We start from the raw sequence: 26,042 nt of genomic DNA on the forward strand, positions 1-26,042 counted from the left end.
TCAGAACTCTTCCCAATTTTCGCCGGATGCCGTCGCTGACGGCATTGAGCCGGGCTTGTTGCCGAATGCGCCCGCCAGCTTCCCCATCAGGGCCTTGGCGGGAGATGGAGTTGGCCGAGTAGAGGCCTGCGCGGCCGCGGGCTTGCGAAGCGACACGGTTTTTGCATTGCCGATCGCTCCCGCGCCCGGAGCGCTTGTCTTAACCGAGCCCGCCTTGACAGCAGATTGCAGCGGAGCGGGAGCTGCGGCGCGGATGGCGGTCTCGCGCGCCTGCCCATGGTGGAACTGGCCGACGAGCTCGCTGAGTCGTTCGGCATCCTGCGCAAGTGTGTGGCTCGCAGCATTCGTCTGCTCGACCATGGCCGCATTCTGCTGCGTCATCTGATCGAGCTGGGCGACGGCGGCATTGATCTCGTGAAGCCCGGTCGATTGCTCGCGCGCAGCCATTACGATCGAGCTCATATGTTCGTTGATGCGCGCGACATTGGCGCCGATGCGCCCAAGCGCGCCGCCGGTCTCCTGAACCAGCTTGACGCCGGTCTCGACCTCGTTGCCCGAGCGCATGACCAGCGCCTTGATGTCCTTGGCGGCGCCCGCTGCGCGCTGCGCCAGTTCCCTCACCTCCTGCGCGACCACCGCGAAGCCTTTGCCGGCCTCCCCTGCGCGCGCAGCCTCGACCCCGGCATTGAGCGCCAGGAGGTTGGTCTGGAAGGCGATCTCGTCGATGACATTGATGATCTTGCCGATCTCGCTGGAGGCGCCCTCGATCCGCGCCATGGCGGCGATCGCCTCGCCCACGATACGTCCGGACTCCTCGGCGTTTATACGCGTCTCGTCGACCATGCGGCTCGCCTCTTCGGCACGCTCCGTCGCGGTCTTCACAGTCGCGGTGATTTCCTCGAGCGCAGCCGACGTCTGTTCCAATGACGCCGCCTGTCTTTCCGTCCGCCGCGCCAGATCATCGGCGGCGCTGCGCATCTGGCGCCCGTTCGAGTCGATCGAGGCCGTGTTCTCCTTGACACTCGAAAGAACGTGGCTCAGCCGCTCCACCGTATCGTTGAAATCGCGGCGCAGCGAATCGAGGCCACCTTCGAACGGCTCGCGGATGGCAACCGCCAGATTGCCCTCGGCAAGCTGGTTGAGCGCCCGGCCCAAAGCCTCGACCGCAATCTTGATGCGGGCGACAGCCTGTTCGCGTTCGGCTTCCTGACGGTCGCGTTCCTGTTCCATCTCGTCGCGGCTTGCGGCGGCACTCTGTTCGAGAGCACGCTTTTCGACCGCCGCCGTGCGGAACAGGTCCACCGAGCGAGCCATCTCCCCGATCTCGTCGCCGCGTCCAAGCGCCGGCACGAGAGTCGAGAGGTCTCCCGAAAGGATGCGCTGCATACTGTCACGCAAACCGAGAATGCCGCGGCGAAGGACGTTCCCGTGGAACCAGATCAATGCGAGCATCCCGCCCATGGCGAAAAGGCCGGCTCCCGCCTGCATCAGCAGAGCGTGTTTCGACTCCGCCCGCGCCTCATCCGTGCGCTCCAAAGCCAGATCGGCGGCTGCTTCCGTGAGTTCCGTCAGCACCGCATTCATACGCTCGCCGCCACCGTCGATCGCATCGTCGATGCGGGCGAAATCGTCGGCCGGCGCGCCGGCTTCCACCAGCGCCTTCAAGTCTATCTCGATCGCCTTGCGCAGTTCGGCGAAATCGGCCTTGAAGTTCGGCAGAACGCTCGACTTTCCGAGCAGACGCGCCAGATCTTCAAGAGCGGGTGTCTTCGCGTCAAGCAGTTCCAGTGATGCTTTTATCTGTGCGGCGCGGTCCGGCTGGATCTTCCGTTCTTCGCGATCAATGATCGTGTCCATCGCGATCAGAACCAGTTCCATGCCGGCAAAGCGCATCTCCTCGGCCGTTCTCATGCCGCGCTCCGCCACGATCGCCTTCTCAAGCGCTGCTTCAGAACGGTTGTTCTGATACCAGCCGAGGCCAAGCACCGAGCCAAAACCGAGAAAAGCGGCGCCCGCAAGCGTCGCCAGTCGCTGGCTGACCGAAAGGTTGCTCTTGGCGGATGGAGACTTGTTCATCTGATTGGCAGTCCATGGCAATGGACCCGCCGGCGGCAGGCGGGGTCCTCCGTTACGATCGATGCGGAAGGCCGGGCTCGATCAAACCGGATGACCTCATGTCATATCGAAGTGGTGCACTTCTCCGCGTTGGTCGACACTGGCAAAGAGACCTTAAACAATCGCTAAAACACGAGCGGGAACTGCGGGACGATCGCGCAATTCGTTATCTTACCTGCCCTTTCCCTCTCGATTCCTGGTGCTATGATTGAGCCATGCGCTCGGACACGAAAAAATCGCTCTCGCCGCTAATCCTTGCCCTGGTTACGGGCGCCCTCGCGCTCGTCTTCCTCCTCACCTTCCAGGGATGGATCGCGCACGGCGCCGACATCTTCCTGTCGCTCGCTCAAACCGGGCTGTCCTGGTGCTTCTAGCGCGGGATGAGGAAAAGTGTGCGCGGTTTTCCGCCGGCATCCCGCGCTAACTTACGTTCATGATTTTAGGTCGATCCAACCTAAAATCATCGTGATCTAAGGTGTATCTCAACGATCCGTCCGGTGCCTGCGGCAATTGTCGCTTTGCGCCCGCGGTTGTGAAGCGGTATCAAGGCTCTGCATTCAACAGACGGTAGCAACGATGAAATCCATTCGCATCGCCCTTTGGGTAGCCATCCTCATCACGGTGGCCGTTCTGGGCTGGCTTACTTTCGACATGACACAGCCGAAGCAGCAGGCATCGTCCGGGCCCTTCGGCGTTCCCTTCACACTGGTCGCCCAGAACGGGCAACCGATCACCGAGAGGGCTTTCACTGGCAAGCCGACCGCCCTCTTCTTCGGCTTCACCCATTGTCCGGAAGTTTGCCCGACCACGCTCTTCGAGCTGAACGGCTGGCTCGAAAAGGTCGATCCCGACGGCAACAAACTGCAGGCCTATTTCATCACCGTCGACCCTGAACGCGATACGCCTGAAGTGCTCGGGCAATACGTCTCGAATGTTTCAAAGCGCATCACCGGCATTTCCGGACCCCCGGACAAGGTGCGGGAAATGGTCAAGGGCTACCGCGTCTATTACAAGAAGGTTCCGGTCGACGAGGCGAAACCGGACGGCGATTACACGATGGATCATACGGCCTCGGTCTTCCTGCTTGACGCCGACGGTCAGTTCAGCGGAACGATCGCCTATGGCGAAAATCCGGAAACGGCGATCAAGAAGCTGGAAAACCTCGCAAAGCGCTGAGCGACCTGCGCTTTCATCTCTCACCTGCGCCGGCAAATGCCGGCGCTTTGCGTTTGCCCTCCAATCATGCTAGCGGCGGACCCGCCGCAGCGCCTTGAATGCCGATAGCCAAAGGAAAGAACCTTGAGCGAGATACGCCTTTTCGTCACCACCACGGAAAAGCAAGCGGAAGCCGTGCTCGATGCCATGAGCATGATCTTCGGAGACGAGGATTACGCCATTGCGACCATGGAGATCGACGAGAAGCGCGATCTCTGGGAAGCGTCGATCTACATGATGGCAGACGAGGAGAAAGACGTGCAGGCGCGCCTTGAGCCGGCGCTTGCGGCCGAATTCTCGCATCTCGCCATCAAACGGGAAGTCCTGCCGGATGTCGACTGGATCGCCAAATCGCTGGAGGGGCTCGCGCCGGTGCGCGCCGGCGGGTTTGTCATCCACGGCTCGCACGATCGCGACAAGGTGAAGGCGGGTGAGATCGCCATCGAAATCGACGCCGGCCAGGCTTTCGGCACGGGCCACCACGGAACGACCGCCGGCTGTCTCGAAATGCTGGCGGCGGTCGCTCGCACGCGGCCCTTCTGCAACGTCCTCGACCTCGGCACCGGAAGCGGCGTGCTGGCGATCGCTGCCCGCAAGCTCCTGCACGTGCCGGTGCTCGCAACCGACATCGACCCGGTCGCAACCCGCGTCGCGACAGAGAACGCCCGTCGCAACGGCGTGGTCACGGGCCTGACCTTCGCGACCGCCCCCGGCTTCCACTCCACGGCCTTCCGCTTAAACGGACCCTTTGACCTCATCATCGCCAATATCCTGGCGCGGCCGCTGATGAAGATGGCGCCGCAGCTCGTCGCCAATCTGGCACCCGGCGGGTCGGTCATCCTCTCCGGCATCCTCGCCGAACAGCGCTGGAAAGTGCTTGCCGCCTACAACGGCCAAAACCTCAAGCATGCGCGCACCATCTGGCGCAATGGCTGGGTGACCATTCATCTGATCAGATAGAAGCCCTTTGCGCGGGATGAGGAAGAGTGTGCGCAGTTTTCCGCCCGCATCCGGGATTTTCCCGTCGCGAAACGAAAAGGCCGCCCAGTCCATCATGACGGGCGGCCTTCTCGAAACAAAGGCGATGCCGAAGCATCGCCTGCTGGCCGGCTTGAGACCGGCCATGCCCGCGAGCCTGAGGAGGAGGAGCGCTCGAGCGGGCTCTACAATTCCGAAGCTGGCCACCCTTGAGGGAGGAGGAGAACGGATGACCAACCATTCTCGGAACCGCAGTTCTTTGAACCGGACGTTCGTCCGTGTTCGTTGGCTGCGCTTATAAACCATCATTTTGATAGAGAAAGCTGTATTTCAGCATGGGAGCCATGCGCCTGGCGCATAAGTATGATAAATGCGCGAACGCGCTTCCGGTTCGACTGATGCGTTCGACCGCACCAGCAGCTGTTTACGGCAGGATGTCGCCTCTTTCCCCCGAAGCGGCCTTTCCGCTAACATGCGATCGATCTCGCCCTGCGGTTCTCCGCCAATTTACCGGAACTTTCCATGTTTCAGTCCTTCGAAGTCACGTCCACGCCCCAATTCGGCAAGGAGCGCACCGCCGCCCTCCGTTCCGCTTTCGCGGCCCTCGGCATCAACGGTTTCCTCGTCCCGCGCGCCGACGAGTTTCAGGGCGAGTATGTGCCTGCTTGCTCCGAGCGGCTCTCGTGGCTGACGGGCTTCACCGGGTCCGCCGGCGTCGCGCTCATCACCCAACGTGAAGCGATCGTCTTCGTCGATGGCCGTTACGTCACTCAACTCAAGGAGCAGGTGGACGGCAGCGTCTTCACCGGTGGCGATCTCATCGGAGAGCCGCCGCATGTCTGGCTGGAGGGGCACGCTCCCAAGGGCTTCCGTCTCGGCATCGATCCCTGGCTGCACACCGCGGCGGAGGTGCGCCGGCTTGAAAAGGCACTCGCCGCCATAGGCGGTTCGCTCGTTTTTCTCAATCACAATCCGCTCGACCGGCTCTGGACCGACCGGCCGGCAGCCCCCCTTGGCCGTGTGACGATCCAGCCGATCGAGCATGCGGGACAATTGGCCAAGGACAAGATCGCGACGATTGCGGCAGGCGTCGACAAGGCAAAGGCCGCGGCCGTCGTGCTCACCGATCCCTCCTCCGTCGCCTGGACCTTCAACATTCGCGGCAGCGACGTGCCGCACACGCCGCACCCGCTCGCGCGCGCCATCATCCACGCGAACGGTCGAGCCGAGATTTTCCTCGACAAGCGCAAGACCGGCATCGAGGAGGAGGCCTATCTGACGCAACTCGCCGACATCGCAGCTCCGGCGAGTTTCGACGACCGGCTTTCCGCCCTCGCCTCCACCGGCGCGGCGATCCTGATCGATCCGGATCTGGCACCCTTCGCGATCGGCGAGCTGATCCGCCCGAGAGGCGGCTCGGTGATCGAGGCCGTCGATCCGGCGCGTCTCCCCCGCGCCCGCAAGAATCCAGCCGAGATCGCCGGTTCCGTCCGGGCGCATCTGCAGGACGGCGCGGCAATGGTCGAGTTCCTCGCCTGGCTTGACGGGACGCAGCCCGGCAGCGTGACGGAAATGGGCGCGGCCAAGCGGCTGGAGGCGGCGCGTGCCTCTGTCGGCGAGCGCATGCAGAACCCCCTGAAGGATATCTCCTTCGACACGATCGCCGGCGCCGGCTCGCATGCGGCGATCATGCATTACCGCGTTACGACCGATACCGACCGGCCGATTGAAGCAGGAACCATGTTCCTGATCGATTCCGGCGCGCAATACATCAACGGTACGACCGACATAACCCGCACCGTGGCGATCGGCGCAGTGCCGGAGGAGCAGAAGCGCTTCTTCACCCTGGTGCTGAAAGGTATGATCGCCATCAGCACGGCGCGCTTCCCCAAGGGCTCTCGCGGCGTCGACCTCGATCCCCTAGCCCGCATCGCGCTCTGGAAGGCGGGCGCCGACTATGCGCACGGCACCGGCCACGGTGTCGGCTCCTATCTCTCGGTACATGAAGGACCGCAGCGGATCGCCCGTCTCGCGACCCAGGAGCTACTGCCCGGCATGATTCTGTCCAACGAGCCCGGCTACTATCGTCCCGGCGCCTTCGGCGTCCGCATCGAGAACCTGATCGTCGTCAAGGAGGCATCGGAGATCGAGGGCGGCGATCAGCCGATGCTCGGCTTCGACACGCTGACCTACTGCCCGATCGACCGCCGGCTCGTTCTCCCGGCCCTCCTGACGGATGAGGAGCTTCACTGGCTGAATGCATATCACGCCGAGACGCGCGACAAGCTGACGCCGCTCCTCGCGGACGACAACACGCGTGATTGGCTGAAGGCCGCTACCGAGGCGGTCCCGCGCTGAGTGAGGCGGGCGAAGCGACGGCCTCGGCCCGCGAGAACGGGATGTGGGCGGAAAACCGCCCACGCTTTCCCGCGCTGGTCAGATACCCAACATCTTCTTCGCCTCGCCGAGCGCCGCCTCCGAGCCGGCGTGATCGCCAGCCTGGTGCCTTTGCTCGCCCTGTTGGCGCAACTGTTTGACCTTGGCCATATCGGCCTCGGAAAGGGAAGCGTTCGGCAGCGCCGCGTCGATCGCCGCCATCATGCCGGGGCACTGATTGGCAAAGGCGGTCACAGGCGTGAGCGCGAGCAAAAGGGCAATGGATATCCTGATCATCATGGTCGCTCCTCCGCAGCCGGAGGGCGTTGCCTCTCCGGCAATGAAGGATGATAGTCCAGACCCGCCACCGTGTCCAAAACGTCAGCGTGACGGGAATGACCTGTTCGACGAAACGCGGAATCTAAAAGATCAGATGACGGATCACCATCACCGCCAGCCATCCGACAAGCAGCATCCGCAGCGTCGAAAAGCGGAGCCCGACGACGAAGGCGACGAGCATCGCGGCCGCGACATCCAGACCGCCATAGACGAAGGCGGGCGCCACGAGTGTTGTCAGCACCGCCGCCGGAACGGCATTCAATGCCGCTTCGAGCCGCGGTGGAATGTTCTTCAACTGCGTGATCAGCACATAGCCGCCGAAGCGGGTCGCATAGGTTGCGACCGCCGCCGCGATGATCAGATAGATGAGATCGAGATGCTGCGCGTCCAAGACTCAAGCCTCCCGTTCCACGACCGGGACTTCCCTCGCCGGCCGCTCCGACGGCAGGCAAGCGGCGAGCAGGATGCCGGCGAGCGCACCGATGCTGACATGCCAGGGCGAGCCCACGAAATGCATCGCCGCGACGGAAGCGATCGCGCTTGTCGCCACGATCGGCAGGAAGCGATCGCGTTTGCGGAAGCTCATGACGAGACCCAGGAAATAAACCGGCAGGAGCACGTCGAGACCGATCGCCTTGGGGTCGCCGATCAACTGACCGAAGACGGCGCCTATCAGCGTGTTGATGATCCAGGGGACGTAGATCACCAGCGCGAAGCCGAGATACCACGCAAAGGTGATCGGTACCCCGCGCTCGCCGCGCTGTTCCGTCTCGGCATATTGGGGATCGACGAGCAAGAAGAAGGCGAGAAGCTTCTGTACGAAGCTGAAATGACGGATGTGCTTGGCAATGGAGGCGGAATAGAGCACGTGCCGGAAGTTGACCGCGAAGACGGAAAGCACGACCAACCAAGGCTGAACCTGATTGCCGAAGAGTTCGATGCCGACCATCTGGCTGGCACCGGCATAGACCGTTGCGCTCATGAACACGGCGTCGGCGATGGTGAAGCCGTTCTCGACCGCCAGCGCCCCGAACAGCGCACCGAAAGGCGACGCCGCCAACATGATGGGAAAGCCGCCGCGCAACCCCTCGCGGAAATCGCTTCTGTTCATGAATCTCCTCCCGCAGGGAGCGCCGTGCGCGAAGGGGCGCGGCCGTAAACTCTTGCCGGAGACATAGGTGGTGCCGCAGCTTGCGACAATTCAATTGCACTGATGCAGTGATTGATTTTTCTGATGGGTTCAACCGGCGACCGCTCCGGACAGACGCCATGTGTACCGAAGAGAGGCGGTGGTTCGACACACGCCCTCATGCCTGTGACAAGCACAGAGATGAGGGTCGCGGGCGGAATCGGCTAGGCGTAGGGCGGACGCGAATCAAACGCGCCGCGCCTTGTCAGCGCTTCATCTGAAACGTGTGCTCTATGCCGGGGAAGGTGCGCGCCTTCACCTCATTGGCGTAGTCCTCGGCCGCCTTCGAGATCGCCGGCGCGAGCTCGGCGAAATGCTTGACGAAGCGCGGCTTGAAATCGTTGAAAAGCCCGAGCATGTCATCCGACACAAGGATCTGGCCGTCGCAGGCCGGCGAGGCGCCGATACCGATGGTTGGCGCGCGCAGGGTCGCCGTGATCTCGCGGGCAACCGGCTCGACCGTGCCCTCGACCACGATCGCGAAGGCGCCGGCATCGTCGATCGCCTTGGCGTCGCGACGGATCTTCGCCACTTCCTTCTCGTTGCGCCCGACCGAGCGATAGCCGCCGGTCGTGTTGACGAGCTGAGGCATCAGCCCGACATGGCCCAGCACCGGGATGCCGCGGCTGACAAGGAAATCGACCGTCTCGGCCATTTCCGCCCCACCCTCGAGCTTCACCGCACTGCAGCCGGTTTCCTTTAAGACGCGCGCAGCACTTCGGAAGGCCTGCTCCTTCGATTCCTGATAGGACCCGAAAGGAAGGTCGACGACAACGCAGCAGCGCTCCGAACCGCGCATCACCGCCTGGCCATGCGCGATCATCATGTCGAGTGTGACGCCGACGGTCGTGTCGAGGCCGTAAAGCACCATGCCGAGCGAGTCGCCTACGAGCAGGAAATCGACGTGCGGGTCTAGCAGGCGCGCGATCGGCGTCGTGTAGGCCGTGAGGCTGACGATCGGGCGCTCGCCCTTCAGGGCTTCGATACTGGCGGGACTCAGCCGCCGCCTTGCGGTCTGGACGCTCATTCTCAGGCAACCTTTGCTAAACGGGTCGATTTCGGGGCGATGACACGATTGTCGAGCAGCTTCGTCGTGCCGAAGCGAACGAAAAGCAAGAGCAGCACCGCCTTCTCACCAACTTCACTCACCGGCTCCAGCGTCTCGGGATCGCGCAGCGCCACTACCTCGGGTCGCGCCAGCGGCTCGCTGCGGAGGAAGTCGGTAACGCCTTTTTCGACCGCCGCCGGATCGGTTTCACCGGCTGCGATCAGGCGCTCGGCCTCGTCCAGCGCCTTCGGCACGACCGCCGCGGCACGGCGCTCTTCTGTCGTCAAATAGACATTGCGTGAAGAGCAGGCGAGCCCATCGGCTTCGCGCACCGTCGGCACGCCGATGACCTCGACCGGTTGTGCGAGATCCTCGACCATGCGGCGGATGATCTGGAGCTGCTGGAAATCCTTTTCCCCGAAATAGGCACGGTCCGGCTGGACGATGTTGAAGAGCTTGGTGACGACGGTGGCGACGCCTGCGAAATGTCCGGGCCGGACCGCCCCTTCGAGCTCGGAGCCGAGCTTCGGCAGGTCGACCACGGTTTCAATCGGCCGCGGATACATGTCGGCAACGCCGGGCGCGAAGAGGAAATCGATACCGCCCTCGGTCAGCATCCTCTCATCGCGCGCGAGATCGCGCGGATATTTGGCGAGATCCTCGTTCGGTCCGAACTGCAGCGGATTGACGAAAATGCTGGCGACGACCACGTCGTTCTCGCTGCGGGCGCGGCGGACGAGTTCCATATGGCCGACATGAAGATAGCCCATGGTAGGGACAAGACCGATCGACTTGCCAGCGCGCCGGTGCTCAGCAAGGGCAGTGCGCAGTTCGGCGACGGTGGTGACGGTTTTCATCTTCGGACCCTCCAATCCGCCGGGACGGGAAAGAACGTCCCGTTTCGCTGATATGGCGAGCAGCCAGCCCCGCGAAAAGGCAATTGCACAAATTTTGGCTGCAAGATCTATCTTGTGCAGCGCAAAAACACAAATGGAAATGGGGACTCGGACGGTTCGGCGGCCTGAAAGACAGGCCGAATCGCTCACGGCCTGCCTTGAATCTGCGGCTGACTTTAGCCGAACTTGACGAGATTCAGCGCCGGCAGCGGGCCGCCGGGGAATTGGACGAGCTTGCCTCCTATCGACAATGGGCCGAGATCGACGCCGAAGAAGCCGAGCCGCTCGATTAGGCCGGCAATCTCCGCCTTCGCGGTAGCATCATCACCCGAGAAGAAGAGCACTCGGCCCCCGCCCTCCGCCATTGGATCGCTGGCGACGAGATCCGGCGGCAGATGGTTGAATGCCTTGACGACGCGCGCGCCGGGCACGAGGTCGGCGAAGACTTCACTTGAGAGCCGGCCGTGAAGTTCGGCGGGCCTGAACAGCGGTGCCTCGATCGGGTTGTTGGCATCGATGACGATGCGGCCGTTCCAGGCCGGCAGGCCAGCAAGCGCCTGGGGCAGCTTAGACCAATTGACGGCGACGAGAACAACGTCGGCGCTTGCCGCCTCCTCCCGCGTACCCGCCGTAATTTTCGGACCGAGTTCGTCTGTAAGCGGTCTCAGGCTCTCGGGACCGCGGCTATTGGCGATAGTTGCAGGAATACCGGCTGTCGCGAGCGCCCGGGCAAAAGCCGCGCCTATATGGCCGGAACCAATGATGCCGATGGACATGGCTTGATCCTTTCTTGATTCAGGCCGTGAAGCCGCCGTCGGCGACGATATCGGCGCCGGTGACGAAACCCGCTTCGGGGCTGGCGAGGTAGGCGACGACACTGGCGATCTCATGCGGCTTGCCGTAGCGGCCGATCGCCATGCCGGGGCCGACGATCTTCGAGACCGGTCCGCCATCGGGGTTCATGTCGGTGTCGGTCGGGCCCGGGTGAACCGTGTTGACGGTGATGCCGCGGGGGCCGAGATCACGCACAAGGCTGCGATTGAAGCCGGCAACGGCGCCTTTCGTCAACGTGTAGAGCGAGGCGGTCGGGAAGGCCGCATAGCGCACCATCGAACTGCCGATGTGAATGATCCGTCCGCCCGCCTTCATATTGCGCACCGCCTCCTGCGTGGCGACGAAGACGCCGGTCACGTTGACGGCGATCATCCGGTTGTAGTCCTCGGTCGTGATTTCATCGATGGGACCGCCGAGCGCGATGCCGGCATTATTGACAAGAATATCGATGCCGCCGAGCGCGTCGACGGTCTCCTTCACCGCGGCTCGCACCGCACTCGCATCACCCGCATCGGCCTTGACTGCGATCGCACGGCCGCCGGCCGCCTCAATGTCCCTGACGACCGCTTCCGCCTTCTCCGGCGAGCCGTAATAGGTGATGGCGACAGCGGCGCCGTCCTCGGCGAGACGTTTGGCGACAGCAGCGCCGATCGAGCGCGAGCCGCCGGTGACGAGGGCGACTTTTCCCTGAAGATTTTGATTTGTCATTGTCTTCACTCCATTTCGGTTTCGATGGAGTAGATGTTGCCATCTCATTCAATTAAGATAAGGCAGTAATCACTTTCATTATTTTCAATGATTGCTTGAAAGAAACATGGAAACGCTCGCCAATCTCGAGTCCTTCGTCCGCAGCGCCGAGCATGCCGGCTTTTCCGTTGCGGCGCGGCGGCTCGGCCTGACGCCTGCTGCAGTCAGCCGCAATGTTGCGATGCTCGAAAGAAATCTGGGTGTACGACTTTTCCATCGTTCGACTCGAAAGCTAACGCTGACGGAAGAAGGCGAGCGCTTCCTGGCGGCGATCCGCGACAATCTGGAGGGCATACAGAGCGCGATTGCGGGCGTTGCAGGCGAACGCGGCGAGCCGGCGGGCGCATTGAAAGTCAGCCTCAGTCCAAGTTTCGGCACCGAACATATCCTGCCGCTGCTGCCGGGATTTCTTCAGAAATATCCGGCTATCCGCATCGACTGGCAGTTCGACAATCGCCAGGTCGATCTTGTGGCGGAAGGCTTCGACGCGGCGATCGGCGGCGGGTTCGACCTTTCGCCCGGGATCGTCTCACGCGTCCTCGCGCCGGCTCATATCATCGCGGTGGCGTCGCCGGCTTACATGGCGAGCCGCACTTTGCCCATTGATCCGGCCGGGCTCTCCGCGTTCGACGGCATCGTCATGCGGTCGGCGCGCACCGGGCGCGTACGGCATTGGACAATGCGCAATGCCGCCGGCGAGGAAATGGCGGCGGCACCCAAAGAGACCATCGTGGTGAACGACCCCGCCGCCATGCGTGAGGCCGCCGTGCTCGGCCTGGGCGTGACGCTGCTCGCCGTGCCCGATGCGCGGCGACATCTCGATTCCGGCGCCCTCGTCCGCCTAGCGCCGAAATGGTATGCGGAAGCCGGACCGATCTCGATTTACTTCGCGAACCGCATCCTGCTGCCGGCACGAACCCGCGTCTTCGTGGATTTCATCGCCGACCATTTCAAGCGTAACCGGTTGGCCGAGCGCTTCGCCGGCAGTCGTGGCTGAGCCACGCACTTGAAAGCCTTGGCATCGATGCCAGATAAAATTCCGCACGGGCTGTCGGCAGACGGCAACTGCCTTCGTCCTTGGTCCGTGAAATCATTTCCACGAGGAGCACCCAATGCGCATGATTTTCGTCAACCTGCCGGTCAAGGATCTGAAAGCCTCTCGGACCTTCTTCTCCGCCCTCGGCTTCACATTCAACGAGCAGTTCTCGGACGAGACGGCCGCCTGCATGGTCATAGACGACAATATCTTCGCCATGCTTTTGACGGAGCCGAAATTCCGCAGCTTCATCACCGGCGAGATCAGCGACACCTCGAAGGGCACGGAGGTGATCACGGCGCTTTCTGCCGCAAGCCGGGCCGAATGCGACGACATGCTCGCCAAGGCGCTTGCCGCGGGCGGCAAGCCCTGGAAACCGGCGCTCGACTACGGATTCATGTACGGCATCAGCTTCCAGGACCTGGACGGCCACGTATGGGAATTCATGTGGATGGATATGACGGCGCAGCAACAAGCCTGAACGCCCAGGCGGAAGGTAATATCCGCCGGTCACCCCGGCGGATAGTCCACCGCCGCAGCTACGGCATCCTGGATGCCCAACAGTCTCTCACGACTCAGACGCGCCGTGAGAGACTAAAGCGCCCTCCGAGTCCTTCGAAGTCGCCCTCTACCCGCCAATCAGCGCCAGCCACTCGTCCTCGTCCATCGTCGTGATTCCGAGTTCGCGGGCCTTGTCGAGCTTCGAGCCGGCGCCGGGGCCCGCAACGACGATGTCGGTCTTCTTCGAAACGGACCCGGCAACTTTGGCCCCGAGTGCCTCTGCCTTCGCCTTCGCCTCGTCGCGTGTCATCTTTTCGAGCGAGCCGGTAAAGACCACTGTCTTGTCCGCGACGGGGCTGTCGGTCGCAACCTGCATTTCCGCACTTTCCGGCTTTACCTCTTTCAGGAGCCGAGTGATGACCTCGACATTGCGCGGCTCCTTGTAGAACTCGACGATCGCGCGGGCGACGACCTCGCCGATGCCGTCGATGCTGTTGAGTTCTTGCCAGGCGTCGCCCGAAAAGCTCCCCGCCTCCCTCATCGCCGCATCGAAATGCTCGTAGCGGCCATAGGAGCGCGCGAGCAGCTTCGCCGTGGTCTCGCCGACATGGCGGATGCCGAGGGCATAGATCAAGCGATGGAGCGCGATCGAGCGGCGGGCGTCGATCGCGTCGTAGAGCTTGCGAACGCTGACCTTGCCGAAGCCTTCGATGTTTTCGAGTTTGGTAAGAGACGTTTCCTGGCGGCGCTCCAGCGTGAAGATGTCGGGCGCGGTTCGGATCCTGAGATTGTCGTCTTCGCTTTCGAAGAAGAACTCGATCTGCTTGGAGCCGAGCCCCTCGATGTCAAAGGCGTTGCGCGAGACGAAATGTTTCAGATGCTCGATCGCCTGCGCCCGACAAACGAAGCCGCCGGTGCAGCGCCGCACGGCATCGACCTTGCCGGTCTTTTCGTTGATGTCGCGCACCGCGTGGCTGCCGCAGATCGGGCAAGTCGTCGGGAATCGGTAGGGCTCCGCGCCCTCCGGCCGCTCGTCCATCACCACGTCGACGATCTGCGGAATGACGTCCCCCGCCCGCTGGACGATGACCATGTCGCCGATGCGGATGTCGCGCCCTTCGCGGATCAGTTCGCCACTGTTGCCGACGCCGCGGATGTAATCCTCGTTGTGCAGGGTCGCATTGGTGACGACGACACCACCGACGGTGATCGGCTCCAGCCGCGCAACCGGCGTCAGCGCCCCGGTGCGACCGACCTGAATGTCGATGCCCTTGAGACGCGTGAAAGCCTGTTCGGCCGGGAACTTGTGCGCCGTCGCCCATCTCGGCGAGCGAGAGCGGAAGCCTAGCCGCGCCTGCAGGTCAAGACGGTCGACCTTATAGACGACGCCGTCGATATCGTAGTCGAGATCCGGACGCTCGCGCTCGATGTGGTGATAGTGTGCGAGCAATTCGTCGGCGGAGAAGAAGCGCTGCATCAGCGGATTGACCGGGAAGCCCCAGGCCTTGAAGGTCTCGACCATGCCGAGCTGCGTATCCGCCGGCATCGCCGACATCTCGCCCCAGGCGTAGGCGAAGAAGCGGAGCTTGCGGCTGGCGGTCACCTTCGGGTCGAGCTGACGCAGCGAGCCGGATGCCGTGTTGCGCGGGTTGACGTAGAGCGGCCGGCCCTGCGCCGCCATTTCGGCGTTAAGGGCGGCGAAATCGGACTTCGCCATATAGATCTCACCGCGAACCTCGACGATATCCGGCGCGTCGGCCGGAAGCTTCTGCGGGATCATTCCGATCGTGCGAACATTGGCGGTGACGTTTTCCCCTGTTGTGCCGTCGCCGCGCGTCGCCGCCGTCACCAGCCGCCGGTTTTCGTAACGCAGCGACATGGAAAGGCCATCGATCTTCGGTTCGGCGGTAAAAGCGACCGAATGATCGGGAAGCAGGCCCAGGAAGCGGAAGATGCCGGCGACGAAGTCGCGCGCGTCCTCGTCCGAAAAGGTGTTGTCGAGCGAGAGCATCGGCCGCGCATGCACGATTGGCGCGAATGTCGGCAATGGCGCCGCGCCCACCTTGCGTGACGGGCTGTCCTCGCGGATGAGCGCCGGAAAGCGCGCTTCGATCATGTCGTTGCGCCGCTTCAACGCGTCGTAGTCCGCATCCGAAATCTCTGGCGCGTCCTTGCCGTGATAAAGCACGTCGTGGCGGGCAATCTCCTCCGCCAGGAAGGCGAGTTCCTCCGCCGCTTCCGCTTCGGTCAGTTGCTCGACAGGTTTTCTCTGATTCAGCATGGATCGCGACTCCGGATTCGGAGTCGTTTTTACTGCATGATTCCTCAAATCGGAATCGATTTGAGGACAAAATCATGCAGCGTTTCAAAGTGCTACAGCGGCCTTTGCGAGCCTGGTCAGACGCACGGCGCGGCAGAGCAATCGGCGCGAAAGAAAAGTGGTTGCGATCAGCCGTTGCCGGCCAGCAAGCGCGCGGCCGCCGCTCTCGCCTCTTCGGTGATCGAAGCGCCGGCAAGCATGCGGGCGATTTCCTCGGTGCGCGCCGCGTCGTCCATGCGGGCGACGCGCGTCGCGATCATCTCCGCCTTTTCCGCCGAAGGGCCCTTCGAGATCAGGAGATGCGTCGCAGCACGCGCGGCGACCTGCGGCGCGTGTGTGACGGAAAGCACCTGGACGGTCTTCGATAGCCGCTTCAAGCGCTGGCCGATCGCGTCGGCAACCGCGCCGCCGACGCCCGTGTCGATCTCGTCGAAGACGAGGGTCGGCGCCGAGCCGCGATCGGCAAGCGCCACCTTGAGCGCGAGCAGGAAGCGCGAAAGCTCGCCGCCCGAAGCAACCTTCATGATCGGTCCCGGCCGCGTGCCGGGGTTGGTCTGAACATGGAATTCCACGGCATCGATGCCGTCGGCCGTCGGCGAGGCCGGATCGCTCGTCACCTCGACCATGAAGCGCGCGCGTTCGAGCTTCAGCGCCGGCAATTCGTCCATAACGGCGGCCGAAAGCGCGCTCGCCGTGTTGTGACGCTTTTCGGAAAGCGCCCGGGCAGTCGCGTCGAAGGCCGCCTTCGCTTCGCCGACCTGTATTTCAAGCTGTCTCAGCTTCTCCTCGCCGGCGTCGAGATCGGCGAGATCGGCAATCATCCTGACGGCGAGCGCCGGCAGTTCGACGACAGGAACCGAATATTTGCGGCTCGCGGCACGCAGCGCGAAGAGACGCTCCTCGACGCGCTCGAGTTCCTTGGGGTCGAATTCGGTGTTGCGCAGCGCCCGCTCCGCCGCCATCTGCGCGTCGGAAAGCTGGTTCAGCGCGCCGTCCAGGAGCTCGACCGTCTCTTCGAGCAGACCCGGCGCTTCGTGGCTCTTGCGCTCGAGCCGCCGGACGAGCGAGGCGATGAGCGGCACCGGCGACGCACTGCCGTTCAGGAATTCGGAAGCCTCGCTGATATCGCCGGCGATGCGCTCGGCTTTCATCATCCGCGCGCGGGCTTCCGCGAGCTCCTCTTCCTCGCCATCCCGCGGAGAAAGCGCTTCGAGCTCCTCCACCGAAGAACGCAGATAATCCGCCTCGCGCGCCGCCGCCTCCACCTTCTCGCGGTGCTTCTTGAGCCCGCGCTCGGCATCCTTCCACGCGCGGTAGAGCGTCGCGACTTCCTCCGCGGCTTCGGTCGTTCCGCCGAATGCATCGAGCAGCGTGCGATGGGCGTCTGTGTCGACAAGCGCGCGATCGTCGTGCTGGCCGTGAATCTCGACAAGCGCTTGGCCGACCTGCCGCATCAGTTGCACGCTCACCGGCTGGTCGTTGATGAAGGCCTTGGTGCGACCGTCGCTCGATTGCACCCGCCGGAAGATCAGATCGCCATCGTCGTCGATGCCGTTCTCGCGCAAGAGAAGGCGTGCTGCATGACCGGTCGCCACATCGAAGACGGCGGTCACCTGCCCCTTGTCCTCGCCGTGGCGGACGAGCGAACCGTCGCCCCGGCCGCCAAGCGCAAGCGACAGACTGTCGAGCAAAATGGATTTGCCGGCACCGGTTTCCCCGGTTAGCACCGAAAGCCCGGCATCGAAACTGAGATCAAGCCGTTCGATCAGGACGATATCGCGGATCGAGAGCTGGGCGAGCATCCGGTTTCATATCTTCCTTGTCGGGTGCGGAGGAATCACGCGCCGATGAGTTTCTTGCCGGCGCGCGCAATCCAGGATGTACCGGTTTCACGCGGCTCCAATCCGCCAGACTGCAGCAGCTTGAAGGAGTCGGCGTACCACTGGCTATCCGGGTAGTTATGTCCGAGAACCGCCGCAGCCGTCTGGGCTTCCGCGGTCACGCCCATGGCGTAGTAGGCCTCGACGAGACGGGCGAGTGCCTCTTCGACCTGGTTGGTATTCGGATACTGCTCGACGACGGTGCGGAAGCGCGAAATGGCTGCAAGATATTCCTTGCGCTCGAGATAGTAACGGCCGACCTGCATCTCCTTGCCGGCGAGCTGGTCGCGGGCAAAGCGAATCTTGGCTTGCGCGTCGTCGACATATTCGGAGTCGGGATACTTGTCGACCACCGCCTGCATCGCCTCGATCGCCCTCGCTGCGGGCCGCTGGTCCTGCGTGACGGACGGGATCTGCTTCGTATAGGCGAGACCCTGGATATATTGCGCATAGGCCGCGTCTTCCGACTGCGGATAGAGGTTCAGGTAGCGATTGGTGGCGTTGATCGCGTCCTGATACTGGCCGTTGCGATAGGCGACGAAGGCATTCATCACCAGTGCCTTGCGCGCATATTCGGAGAAGGGATGCTGCTTGTCGATCGCTTCGAACTTGCGCGCCGCCTCCGTCGTCTTGCCGGCATTGAGGTTGGCCAGGCCCTGATTGTAGAGCACCTCCGGCGGATCGGTCTCTGCGGTAAGCTTGGTGATATCGATGTCGGGATCGTTCTGGCAGGCTGTGATCAGGCTCGAGCCGGCGACAGCCGCAAGAACGACCGCGACGACGCGCACTGATTTCTTCATGTCGACCGAAACTGCAAGAACCATCGGATATTCCCGTTTCACTTAGCGGTTGGCATTCCGCCGGACTTGCGCGTTTTAGAGCAAGTTGCCTCAAGACCGCAACGTCATGATCGGCAATTCATGCAAATTTGTGGCACCTAATTCGGGACGAGGAAGAGAGTGCCCGCTTTTCCACTGCATCCGCACCTTCGGGGCAACGAAAATGCCGGCCTTTCGGCCGGCGACTGGAGAAGAAAGAGCTTGGTTTGTTATGCGGACCAGGGCGCAAAGCCCGGCGCGGCGACCGCGACCATATCGCGCGAGCGGGCGCGCTGGCGCTGCGACGCGGTTTCCACGACTTCGTAGGCACTGGGATCGCTCAGCAGCGCCTTCAGCGCATTGGCATTCATCCGATGGCCGCCGCGATACGAGCGATAGCAACCGAGGAACGGTGCACCCGCGAGCGAAAGATCTCCCACGGCATCCAGCGTCTTGTGACGGACGAACTCATCCGCATAGCGCAGACCTTCCACGTTAATGACCGTGTCGTCATCCGAGATCACCACGGAGTTTTCCAGCGACGAGCCGAGCGCGAAGCCGCCGGCCCACAGCCGCTCCACGTCGCGCATGAAGCCGAAGGTGCGCGCGCGCGACAGTTCCCGCTTGAACACAGACGGCGTCATGTCGCCCTTCCAGGACTGGCGGCCGATCAAGGGGCAGTCGAAATCGATCTCGACCTCGAAGCGCATGCCGTCATAGGGCGTGAATTCCGACCAGGAAGCGCCCGATTCGATGCGGACGGGCTTTAGGATACGGATGTAGCGGCGCTTCTCCGCGAGCGAGCGGATACCAGCCTGTTCGATCGCTTCGATGAAGGGAGCGGAACTGCCATCCATGATCGGCATCTCGGCGCCGTGCACCTCGATCAACAGGTTGTCGAGACCGAGCGCGTAAATCGCCGCCATTACATGCTCGATCGTCGCGATCGATGTCGCCGGCGACAGGCCGAGAACGGTGCAAAGGTCGGTATTGCCCACCTGCGACGAGACGGCCCTGTACTCGCTGACCCGTCCGCCGGGGAGAACCCGCTGGAAGACAATGCCGGCGTCGGCATCAGCCGGATGGAACGTGATCTCCACCTCCGCACCGGAGTGAACACCAATTCCCTTTAGGGTTATCGGGTTTGCGATCGTCGTCTGAAACCCGAGCAGTTCGATTCCCATTCTTGTCTTCACTTTCAATCAACGCGGCCGGCGGCCAAACTCCACAGGGTGCAACGATGCTCAAGGCACAAGCGCAGGACCCGAGATACCGCGCCTGTTGGCCGAAACCCCGCATTCCGAACTAACAGCGCCCGATCGAATCGTATGCGTCCCCAATTCCGATGCTGAAAATAAGAGTTTGGAGGCACCATTCCAAATCACTGTTCGTTTCGCTTTGTTACGCAATTCATATGCGCGCAACACAAATGGCAAGCCGTTGAAATGAAAGTGAAATCGAAAATGCCCGAGCTGGCGCCCGGGCATCGGCAAGGTGAAGGAACGGGCCTTCGAATCAGCTCGACTGACGGCGCAGGAACGCCGGGATCTCGAGCTGATCATCTTCATGCGAGCGCATCTGCGGCGAGACGCGACCGTGCTCGTCGAGCTGGCCGCGACGCGGCGCGTAGAGGCTAGCCTCCGGCGAGAGCGGGCGGCGCTGCTGCGAAGCGGCGCTCGGTGCTGCAGCGGTCATGTCGGCCGAGACGTTCTGAGTATCCCTTTCACGCAGTCCGAGCGAGCTGGTGATGCGGTTGAGCAGTCCCATCGGCCCGCGCTCTTCCTGATGCGTCGGCGCCGGCTGCGCGCGATGGTCCATCTCCGCCTTCACGACCGGCGGAAAGTCCTCGACCTTCGGCATGCGGACCGGCTCGGCGTGCTGGCGCACGACCGGTGCGGGCTCCTGGCGAACCGGCTGCGGCTGGACCTGCGGCTGAACCGGAGCCTGCATTTCGACCGGCCGCTGTGCCGGTTGAGCCGGGCGCATAACGGGAGCGGGCTCAGCCGGGGCAACGCCGGCGAAGAGCTTGCTCTGCGGACGGAACGTCTCTTCCTGGACCTGCGGGGCGGGTGCGGCAACTTGCGCGCGGGTGGCGATGTCGAGCTCACGCTCCATCTCGGCTTCACGAATCGCAAGCGCGATCTGGTCGACCTGTTGGACGGGCTGTGGAGCGGCCTGCTGCACCGGCTGCGGCTGGGGTGCCGGCTGCTGCACGGCAACAGGCTGCGGCGGAACTGCAGCGGACGGACGGACGATCGGCTTCGGCGCTACCGGACGAAAGTCGGCGGAGCGACCGGCCACCTCCGCGGCCGTGCGATCGATACCCGTTGCCACGACGGAGACGCGGATGAGGCCTTCGAGTTCTTCGTCGAAGGTGGCGCCGAGGATGATGTTGGCGTCCGGATCGACTTCCTCGCGGATGCGCGTCGCCGCCTCGTCGACCTCGAATAGGGTAAGATCGCGGCCGCCGGTGATCGAGATCAGCAGGCCTTGCGCACCCTTCATCGATGTTTCATCGAGCAGCGGATTGGCGATCGCAGCTTCGGCAGCGGCCATGGCGCGGCCCTCGCCGGAGGCTTCGCCCGTGCCCATCATGGCGCGGCCCATTTCGCGCATCACCGAACGGACGTCGGCGAAGTCGAGGTTGATGAGGCCTTCCTTCACCATGAGGTCGGTGATGCAGGCGACACCTGAATAGAGAACCTGGTCGGCCATGGCGAAGGCGTCCGCGAAGGTCGTCTTGTCGTTGGCGATGCGGAAGAGGTTCTGGTTCGGAATGACGATCAGGGTGTCGACCGACTTCTGCAGGTCGGCAATGCCCTGGTCGGCGATGCGCATGCGGCGCCCGCCCTCGAAGTGGAAGGGCTTGGTGACGACGCCGACGGTGAGGATGCCCTTGTTGCGTGCGGCCTGCGCGACGATCGGGGCTGCACCCGTGCCGGTGCCGCCGCCCATGCCGGCGGTGACGAAGCACATATGCGTGCCGTTCAGGTGGTCGATGATCTCATCGATGCACTCTTCGGCGGCCGCACGGCCGACTTCCGGCTGCGAGCCGGCGCCGAGACCTTCGGTAACGGCGACACCCATCTGGATGATGCGCTCTGCCTTGGTCATCGTGAGCGCCTGCGCATCCGTGTTGGCGACGACGAAATCGACGCCTTGGAGCCCGGCGGTGATCATGTTGTTGACGGCGTTGCCGCCGCCGCCGCCGACGCCGAAGACCGTGATGCGGGGCTTCAGCTCGGTAATGTCCGGCTTGTGCAAGTTGATGGCCATAGTCCTGTTCCTTCTCTTTCTCTGGCCGCCTTGCCGAGCCGGCCAAATCCTTCGAAAACTCAAACCCCGTTTCCCCGGGCAATCCGCCGGTGAAACCTAGAAACTCTCTTTCAGCCACTGGCCCATGCGAGCGAAGCGGCTGTTGCCGCCGCCGAGCGCCGAGAACATGCCGCCATGTGCGGCATGCGTTTCGAGGTCGGCGACCTGCGGATAGATCATCAGCCCGACGGCCGTGGAGAATGCCGGGCCCTTGGCGGCGGCCGGAAGCCCGGAAACGCCGAGCGGACGGCCGATGCGGACGTTACGCGCCAGGATGCGTCGCGCCGCTTCCGGCAGACCGGTCAGCTGACTGGCGCCACCCGTCAATACGATCCGCTTGCCGACGATCGGGCTGAAGCCGGAGCGCTGAATGCGGTCGCGGATTAGCTCCAGAGTCTCGTCGATGCGGGCGCGCACGATGCGCGAGACAAGCGCGCGCGGCACATGGGTCGGCTGGTCGCGGTCGTCCTCGCCGATCGGCGGAACGGAGACGATGTCGCGCTCGTCGGCACTGTTCGGGAGGGCTGAACCATGCACGACCTTGAGCCGCTCGGCATCCTCGATACGCGTCGAGAGCCCGCGCGCGAGGTCGGTCGTCACATGATGGCCGCCAAGGCCAACGGCATCCGCATGGACGAGCTTGCCCTCGGCGAAAACCGAGATCGTCGTCGTGCCGCCGCCCATGTCGATCGCCGCGCAGCCGAGTTCGACCTCGTCGTCGACGAGCGCCGCAAGGCCGCTGGCATAGGGGGTCGCCACCATGCCCTCGACCGAGAGATGGGCGCGGTTGACGCAGAGTTCGAGATTCTTGAGCGCGGCCCGCTCCGCCGTCAGCATATGCATGTCGACGCCGAGCACGTCGCCGAACATCGCCAGCGGATCGCGGATGCCGCGTTCGCCGTCGAGCGAGAAACCGGTCGGTAGCGAATGCAGGATCGCCCGGTCAGTACGCAGCGACTGCTGCCCCGCGGCGGCGAGCACTCTCTTGAGATCGTTCGCATCGACCTCCTGTCCGCCAAGATCGATGGTCGCGGTATAGACGTCGCTCTGCAGGCGACCGGCGGAAACATTCACGATCAGGCTATCGATCGTCAGCCCGGCCATCCGCTCCGCGGCGTCGACCGCAAGCCGGACGACGCTTTCGGCCGCATCGAGATCGGCGATGACGCCGTTCTTCACGCCGCGCGACTTCTGGTGGCCGATACCGATGATCTCGATATTGTGCGTGCGCCCCGGCAGAATCTGGCTCTCGGCGCGCGGCGTCAGCCGGCCGATCATGCAGACAACCTTGGTCGACCCGATGTCGAGCACGGAGACGACATGCGACCGTTTTGAGGAAAGCGGCTTTAGACGCGGAAGGCCGAAATTCGCGGAACCGAACAGACTCATATCCGCTTCTCCTGGGCTTTCAGCATCTTCTCCCTCGCCTTGAGCGCGATTTCCCGGCGCGCGACCGCTTCCGGGGTCAATTGTATGGTCGTACGGTCCTCGAGCCTGAGATCGACGGCGGCGATATCGCGCTCGAGAAGCCGGTGCGCCTCTTCCATCTCGGCGAGAACCTTCATCGCCCGGGCCACATCCCTCTCCGGAAGCCGGACGATGATGCCGTTGTCGAGGCGCAGATCCCAGCGGCGGCCGGCCACGCGCACGAAGGCTTTCACGCGCGAGCGAAATTCCGGCCAGCGGGAAAACTCGTCGTAGAAGCCTGCCGCCGCCGTCTCGGCGTCGCGTCCGACGAAAAGCGGCAGGTTCGCGAACTTATTGTCGCGCAGCGGGGCGATGACGCTGCCGCTGCGCTCGATGAGGGAGAGGTCCGATCCATGCTGCCAGATGCCGAACGCCTTGCGCTCGGTGAGGTTCACCTCAATCGTGCCCGGATAGACCTTGCGCACGGTGACGCTCTCGACCCAGGGCAGTTCGCCGATCAGTCGGCGCGCCTCGGCGATGTCGAGCGCCACCAGCGATGTGGCGCCGTCGAGGCCGAGCTGCTGCAGGATGTCGATCTCCGAAGTCTGCTCATTTCCGGAAACCCGCACATCCTCGATCGCGAAACCGGCCGCCGTCGTCGACGCCTGCGCGAAATTCTGCGTGTGACCCCCGATCGACATGCCATAGAGCCCCGTCGCCAGAAGGAAGGCGGCGGCGGAGAATGTTCCCGTGTGGTTGGGGAAGCGGATGCGGCCGGTGCCGAGGCTGACCAGCAGACGGACGCCCCTGCGCAGCGGACGTGGCAGGACGAACGCATCGTCCGGCTCGGCAGCGACGCCGAGCGGGTGACGAACCCTTTTGCCCCTTCTGCCCCTCAACGCAAACACGATGCGTCCTCCACCATCCACCTTAGAAACTCGCCGAACTGAAGGCCTGCATGCTGCGCCATTTCGGGCACGAGCGAGGTCGGGGTCATGCCGGGCTGAGTGTTGATCTCCAGCCAGATCAGCTCGCCTTCGCCCTCGCCGCGATCATCGAAACGGAAGTCGGATCGGCTGACGCCGCGGCAACCGATCGCCTGATGCGCCTTCAATGCGAGTGTTTGTATTTTTTGGTAAATATTTGGTGAAATCTGCGCCGGAATGACGTGCCTCGAGCCACCTTTTACGTATTTCGAATCATAGTCGTAGAAGGCGTGCCCCTGCGGAATGATCTCCGTGACGCCGAGCGCGACATCGCCCATGACGCCGCAGGTGAGTTCGCGGCCGGCGATGTAGCGTTCGACCATGACGCGGTCGCCGTAGCGCCACTCGCTGGAGGTAATGACCTGAGGCGGATGCAATTGATCTTCCTTGACGATCACGACGCCGAAGCTCGAGCCTTCGCGGACCGGCTTCACCACATAGGGCGGCTTCATCGGATGGACGTTGCCGAACTCACGGCGATCCATGATCAGCGCCTCGGCGACCGGAATGCCAGCGGCCTTGGCGACATGCTTGGCCTGCGCCTTGTCCATGGCCAGCGCCGAAGCGAGAACGCCGGAATGGGTGTAGGGAATCTCTAGGTATTCGAGAATGCCCTGGATCGTCCCGTCTTCGCCGAAGGGCCCGTGAAGGGCGTTGAAGGCGACGTCCGGACGCAGTTCGGCAAGCACCGCCGCGACATCGCGACCGACATCGACGCGCGTGACGCGATAGCCTTCGGCCTCGAGAGCATCCGCGCAAGCCGCCCCGGAAGACAGGCTCACCGGCCTTTCCGAAGAAAATCCGCCCATCAGGACAGCAACATGCTTGCCGCTCATTCAAACCCCCAAACAATACGCCACTATCGCGAAGCTTGCTTGCGTCTGGCTGATTGCGACAGCCTGAGTCGCGAGATCGCCGCGTAGGGCCACTACAACGACATTATGGTTAATGAACCGTTTACTTTGGTTAACTCTTGTCGCGAAACGCTCTGGATTCCGGCAGACAGAATCAACCTAAGCCAAGGCTTTCATGGCTGAATCAGAGCTTTCTATGGCCGGCAAGGGGAAATGTGGGCGAGCGCTAAACGAAGGCCCCGCCTTCGATCGGACGGGGCCAACAACAACTAACCAGAATATGGGGAGGTATGAGGACGACGCCTCGGTCAGTCCTCCTCGCCGACGATCTTCCAGACGACGCCGGCAATCACCGCGCCGATGAGAGGCGCCACCCAGAAGAGCCAGAGTTGAGAGAGCGCCCAGTCGCCGACAAACAACGCCTGCCCTGTCGAGCGTGCCGGGTTGACGGAGGTATTGGTGACCGGGATGGACACGAGGTGGATCAGCGTAAGAGCAAGACCGATCGCAATCGGTGCGAAGCCCGCCGGCACCCGGCCGTGCGTAGATCCGAGAATGATGAAGAGGAAGAAGAAGGTCATCACGATCTCGGTGACGAGCGCTGCCATCAGCGAATAGCCGCCAGGCGAATGCTCGCCGTAACCATTGGCCGCAAAACCTCCAAGCTGGACATCCGCCTTGCCCGTGGCGATCACGTAAAGCACGGCGGCAGCAACGATCGCGCCCGCCACCTGCGCGACGATATAGCCGATGAGCCTGGAGGTCGGGAATTTGCCCGCGACGGCAAGACCCACGGAAACCGCGGGATTGAAGTGGCCCCCGGAGATTCCGCCAACCGCATAGGCCATTGTCAGGACCGTAAGACCGAAGGCAAAGGAGACCCCGAGTAGGCCGATGCCGACCTGCGGAAATGCGGCCGCGAGAACCGCGCTGCCGCACCCACCGAGAACGAGCCAGAACGTGCCGAGAAATTCCGTAGAGAGCTTCCTGAACATGAGTTCTCTCCCAGAGCCGAAGCCGATCGCTTCGGCTGGCGAGAGTTCGTTACCATTCGATTCCCGTCAAGGTGGAATTGTGCGACGGCAAAACACTCCCGCAGAGCGGGAACATCACCAAAGCTTCGTTGGTGCGGTTCGGCCTCTGAGTACATTCGTTTCGGAACATGGTTGAGCTGATGATCTCGAGAAA

At 63.1% G+C, this 26,042-nt stretch carries 23 protein-coding genes; 6 read left to right on the top strand and 17 right to left on the bottom strand.

Annotation, left to right across the window (positions count from 1 at the left end; genetic code table 11):
* Positions 1-2,076 (bottom strand): methyl-accepting chemotaxis protein, encoded by a 2,076-nt coding sequence (locus AYK65_RS10510; RefSeq protein WP_046118879.1) that lies wholly within the window; start codon positions 2,074-2,076, stop codon positions 1-3.
* A 254-nt stretch (positions 2,077-2,330) separates the two neighbouring features.
* On the opposite strand from AYK65_RS10510, the gene AYK65_RS31625 reads away from it, so the two are divergent.
* From AYK65_RS31625 to AYK65_RS10530, 4 genes are all read left to right on the top strand, one after another.
* On the top strand, positions 2,331-2,489 hold the full coding sequence (locus AYK65_RS31625) for a hypothetical protein (protein ID WP_026617754.1): 159 nt from the start codon (positions 2,331-2,333) through the stop codon (positions 2,487-2,489).
* A 202-nt stretch (positions 2,490-2,691) separates the two neighbouring features.
* Positions 2,692-3,291, top strand: coding sequence for an SCO family protein (locus AYK65_RS10515; protein ID WP_046118878.1), 600 nt, complete (start codon positions 2,692-2,694; stop codon positions 3,289-3,291).
* Positions 3,292-3,414: 123 nt separating this feature from the next.
* Positions 3,415-4,290, top strand: a complete 876-nt coding sequence (locus AYK65_RS10520; RefSeq protein ID WP_046118877.1) for a 50S ribosomal protein L11 methyltransferase — start codon at positions 3,415-3,417, stop codon at positions 4,288-4,290.
* 540 nt (positions 4,291-4,830) lie between these two features.
* On the top strand, positions 4,831-6,666 hold the full coding sequence (locus tag AYK65_RS10530) for an aminopeptidase P family protein (protein ID WP_081158318.1): 1,836 nt from the start codon (positions 4,831-4,833) through the stop codon (positions 6,664-6,666).
* 78 nt (positions 6,667-6,744) lie between these two features.
* Here AYK65_RS10530 and AYK65_RS10535 read toward each other — a convergent pair whose 3' ends face one another.
* The 7 genes from AYK65_RS10535 to AYK65_RS10565 form a co-directional block, all read right to left on the bottom strand.
* Positions 6,745-6,984, bottom strand: coding sequence for a hypothetical protein (locus tag AYK65_RS10535; RefSeq protein WP_026617758.1), 240 nt, complete (start codon positions 6,982-6,984; stop codon positions 6,745-6,747).
* Between the two features lie 121 nt (positions 6,985-7,105).
* Positions 7,106-7,414, bottom strand: a complete 309-nt coding sequence (locus tag AYK65_RS10540; protein WP_026617759.1) for an AzlD family protein — start codon at positions 7,412-7,414, stop codon at positions 7,106-7,108.
* A gap of 3 nt (positions 7,415-7,417) precedes the next feature.
* Entirely contained in the window at positions 7,418-8,134 is a 717-nt protein-coding gene (locus AYK65_RS10545) for an AzlC family ABC transporter permease (RefSeq protein WP_026617760.1), read from the bottom strand.
* 283 nt (positions 8,135-8,417) lie between these two features.
* A complete protein-coding gene (gene panB / locus AYK65_RS10550) occupies positions 8,418-9,239 on the bottom strand; it encodes a 3-methyl-2-oxobutanoate hydroxymethyltransferase (protein ID WP_026617761.1) in 822 nt (273 codons plus the stop codon).
* 2 nt (positions 9,240-9,241) lie between these two features.
* Positions 9,242-10,117, bottom strand: coding sequence for a pantoate--beta-alanine ligase (gene panC / locus AYK65_RS10555; protein WP_026617762.1), 876 nt, complete (start codon positions 10,115-10,117; stop codon positions 9,242-9,244).
* A gap of 215 nt (positions 10,118-10,332) precedes the next feature.
* Positions 10,333-10,932, bottom strand: a complete 600-nt coding sequence (locus AYK65_RS10560) for an NADPH-dependent F420 reductase (protein WP_081158319.1) — start codon at positions 10,930-10,932, stop codon at positions 10,333-10,335.
* Between the two features lie 19 nt (positions 10,933-10,951).
* Positions 10,952-11,698, bottom strand: a complete 747-nt coding sequence (locus AYK65_RS10565; protein ID WP_081158320.1) for a 3-oxoacyl-ACP reductase family protein — start codon at positions 11,696-11,698, stop codon at positions 10,952-10,954.
* A gap of 106 nt (positions 11,699-11,804) precedes the next feature.
* Between AYK65_RS10565 and AYK65_RS10570 the strand changes: the two genes are divergently transcribed.
* Positions 11,805-12,734 (top strand): LysR family transcriptional regulator, encoded by a 930-nt coding sequence (locus AYK65_RS10570; RefSeq protein WP_046118874.1) that lies wholly within the window; start codon positions 11,805-11,807, stop codon positions 12,732-12,734.
* A gap of 115 nt (positions 12,735-12,849) precedes the next feature.
* Positions 12,850-13,254 carry a VOC family protein gene (locus AYK65_RS10575; protein ID WP_026617766.1) on the top strand — a complete coding sequence of 135 codons (405 nt, stop codon included), beginning with the start codon at positions 12,850-12,852 and terminating at the stop codon, positions 13,252-13,254.
* Between the two features lie 147 nt (positions 13,255-13,401).
* On the opposite strand, the gene ligA is transcribed toward AYK65_RS10575, so the two are convergent.
* From ligA to aqpZ, 9 genes are all read right to left on the bottom strand, one after another.
* Positions 13,402-15,555: an NAD-dependent DNA ligase LigA gene (gene ligA, locus AYK65_RS10580; RefSeq protein ID WP_081158321.1), complete on the bottom strand. Its 2,154-nt coding sequence runs from the start codon at positions 15,553-15,555 to the stop codon at positions 13,402-13,404.
* 167 nt (positions 15,556-15,722) lie between these two features.
* Positions 15,723-17,396, bottom strand: coding sequence for a DNA repair protein RecN (gene recN / locus AYK65_RS10585; protein WP_046118872.1), 1,674 nt, complete (start codon positions 17,394-17,396; stop codon positions 15,723-15,725).
* Positions 17,397-17,431: 35 nt separating this feature from the next.
* Complete coding sequence (locus AYK65_RS10590) at positions 17,432-18,298, bottom strand: outer membrane protein assembly factor BamD (protein WP_026617769.1); 867 nt, start codon at positions 18,296-18,298, stop codon at positions 17,432-17,434.
* Positions 18,299-18,522: 224 nt separating this feature from the next.
* A complete protein-coding gene (lpxC, locus tag AYK65_RS10595; protein WP_046118871.1) occupies positions 18,523-19,476 on the bottom strand; it encodes a UDP-3-O-acyl-N-acetylglucosamine deacetylase in 954 nt (317 codons plus the stop codon).
* Positions 19,477-19,807: 331 nt separating this feature from the next.
* On the bottom strand, positions 19,808-21,568 hold the full coding sequence (gene ftsZ / locus AYK65_RS10600; RefSeq protein ID WP_081158322.1) for a cell division protein FtsZ: 1,761 nt from the start codon (positions 21,566-21,568) through the stop codon (positions 19,808-19,810).
* Between the two features lie 96 nt (positions 21,569-21,664).
* Positions 21,665-22,996, bottom strand: coding sequence for a cell division protein FtsA (ftsA, locus tag AYK65_RS10605; protein ID WP_026617772.1), 1,332 nt, complete (start codon positions 22,994-22,996; stop codon positions 21,665-21,667).
* Complete coding sequence (gene ftsQ / locus AYK65_RS10610; RefSeq protein ID WP_026617773.1) at positions 22,993-23,922, bottom strand: cell division protein FtsQ; 930 nt, start codon at positions 23,920-23,922, stop codon at positions 22,993-22,995. Before ftsQ ends, ftsA begins: the two co-directional genes overlap by 4 nt.
* Complete coding sequence (locus tag AYK65_RS10615) at positions 23,910-24,836, bottom strand: D-alanine--D-alanine ligase (protein WP_046118869.1); 927 nt, start codon at positions 24,834-24,836, stop codon at positions 23,910-23,912. Before AYK65_RS10615 ends, ftsQ begins: the two co-directional genes overlap by 13 nt.
* Positions 24,837-25,162: 326 nt before the next feature.
* On the bottom strand, positions 25,163-25,849 hold the full coding sequence (aqpZ, locus tag AYK65_RS10620; RefSeq protein WP_026617775.1) for an aquaporin Z: 687 nt from the start codon (positions 25,847-25,849) through the stop codon (positions 25,163-25,165).
* Positions 25,850-26,042: the final 193 nt, after the last annotated feature.

The sequence above is a fragment of the Ensifer aridi genome, assembly GCF_002078505.1.
Classification (GTDB): Bacteria; Pseudomonadota; Alphaproteobacteria; order Rhizobiales; family Rhizobiaceae; genus Sinorhizobium; species Sinorhizobium aridi.

Coding starts and splice junctions, on each gene's coding strand:
- AYK65_RS10510 (WP_046118879.1), bottom strand. CDS start 2,076: ATGAACAAGTCTCCATCCGCCAAGAGCAACCTTTCGGTCAGCCAGCGA.
- AYK65_RS31625 (WP_026617754.1), top strand. CDS start 2,331: ATGCGCTCGGACACGAAAAAATCGCTCTCGCCGCTAATCCTTGCCCTG.
- AYK65_RS10515 (WP_046118878.1), top strand. CDS start 2,692: ATGAAATCCATTCGCATCGCCCTTTGGGTAGCCATCCTCATCACGGTG.
- AYK65_RS10530 (WP_081158318.1), top strand. CDS start 4,831: ATGTTTCAGTCCTTCGAAGTCACGTCCACGCCCCAATTCGGCAAGGAG.
- AYK65_RS10535 (WP_026617758.1), bottom strand. CDS start 6,984: ATGATGATCAGGATATCCATTGCCCTTTTGCTCGCGCTCACGCCTGTG.
- AYK65_RS10545 (WP_026617760.1), bottom strand. CDS start 8,134: ATGAACAGAAGCGATTTCCGCGAGGGGTTGCGCGGCGGCTTTCCCATC.
- panB (WP_026617761.1), bottom strand. CDS start 9,239: ATGAGCGTCCAGACCGCAAGGCGGCGGCTGAGTCCCGCCAGTATCGAA.
- panC (WP_026617762.1), bottom strand. CDS start 10,117: ATGAAAACCGTCACCACCGTCGCCGAACTGCGCACTGCCCTTGCTGAG.
- AYK65_RS10560 (WP_081158319.1), bottom strand. CDS start 10,932: ATGTCCATCGGCATCATTGGTTCCGGCCATATAGGCGCGGCTTTTGCC.
- AYK65_RS10565 (WP_081158320.1), bottom strand. CDS start 11,698: ATGACAAATCAAAATCTTCAGGGAAAAGTCGCCCTCGTCACCGGCGGC.
- AYK65_RS10570 (WP_046118874.1), top strand. CDS start 11,805: ATGGAAACGCTCGCCAATCTCGAGTCCTTCGTCCGCAGCGCCGAGCAT.
- AYK65_RS10575 (WP_026617766.1), top strand. CDS start 12,850: ATGCGCATGATTTTCGTCAACCTGCCGGTCAAGGATCTGAAAGCCTCT.
- ligA (WP_081158321.1), bottom strand. CDS start 15,555: ATGCTGAATCAGAGAAAACCTGTCGAGCAACTGACCGAAGCGGAAGCG.
- recN (WP_046118872.1), bottom strand. CDS start 17,396: ATGCTCGCCCAGCTCTCGATCCGCGATATCGTCCTGATCGAACGGCTT.
- AYK65_RS10590 (WP_026617769.1), bottom strand. CDS start 18,298: ATGGTTCTTGCAGTTTCGGTCGACATGAAGAAATCAGTGCGCGTCGTC.
- lpxC (WP_046118871.1), bottom strand. CDS start 19,476: ATGGGAATCGAACTGCTCGGGTTTCAGACGACGATCGCAAACCCGATA.
- ftsZ (WP_081158322.1), bottom strand. CDS start 21,568: ATGGCCATCAACTTGCACAAGCCGGACATTACCGAGCTGAAGCCCCGC.
- ftsA (WP_026617772.1), bottom strand. CDS start 22,996: ATGAGTCTGTTCGGTTCCGCGAATTTCGGCCTTCCGCGTCTAAAGCCG.
- AYK65_RS10615 (WP_046118869.1), bottom strand. CDS start 24,836: ATGAGCGGCAAGCATGTTGCTGTCCTGATGGGCGGATTTTCTTCGGAA.
- aqpZ (WP_026617775.1), bottom strand. CDS start 25,849: ATGTTCAGGAAGCTCTCTACGGAATTTCTCGGCACGTTCTGGCTCGTT.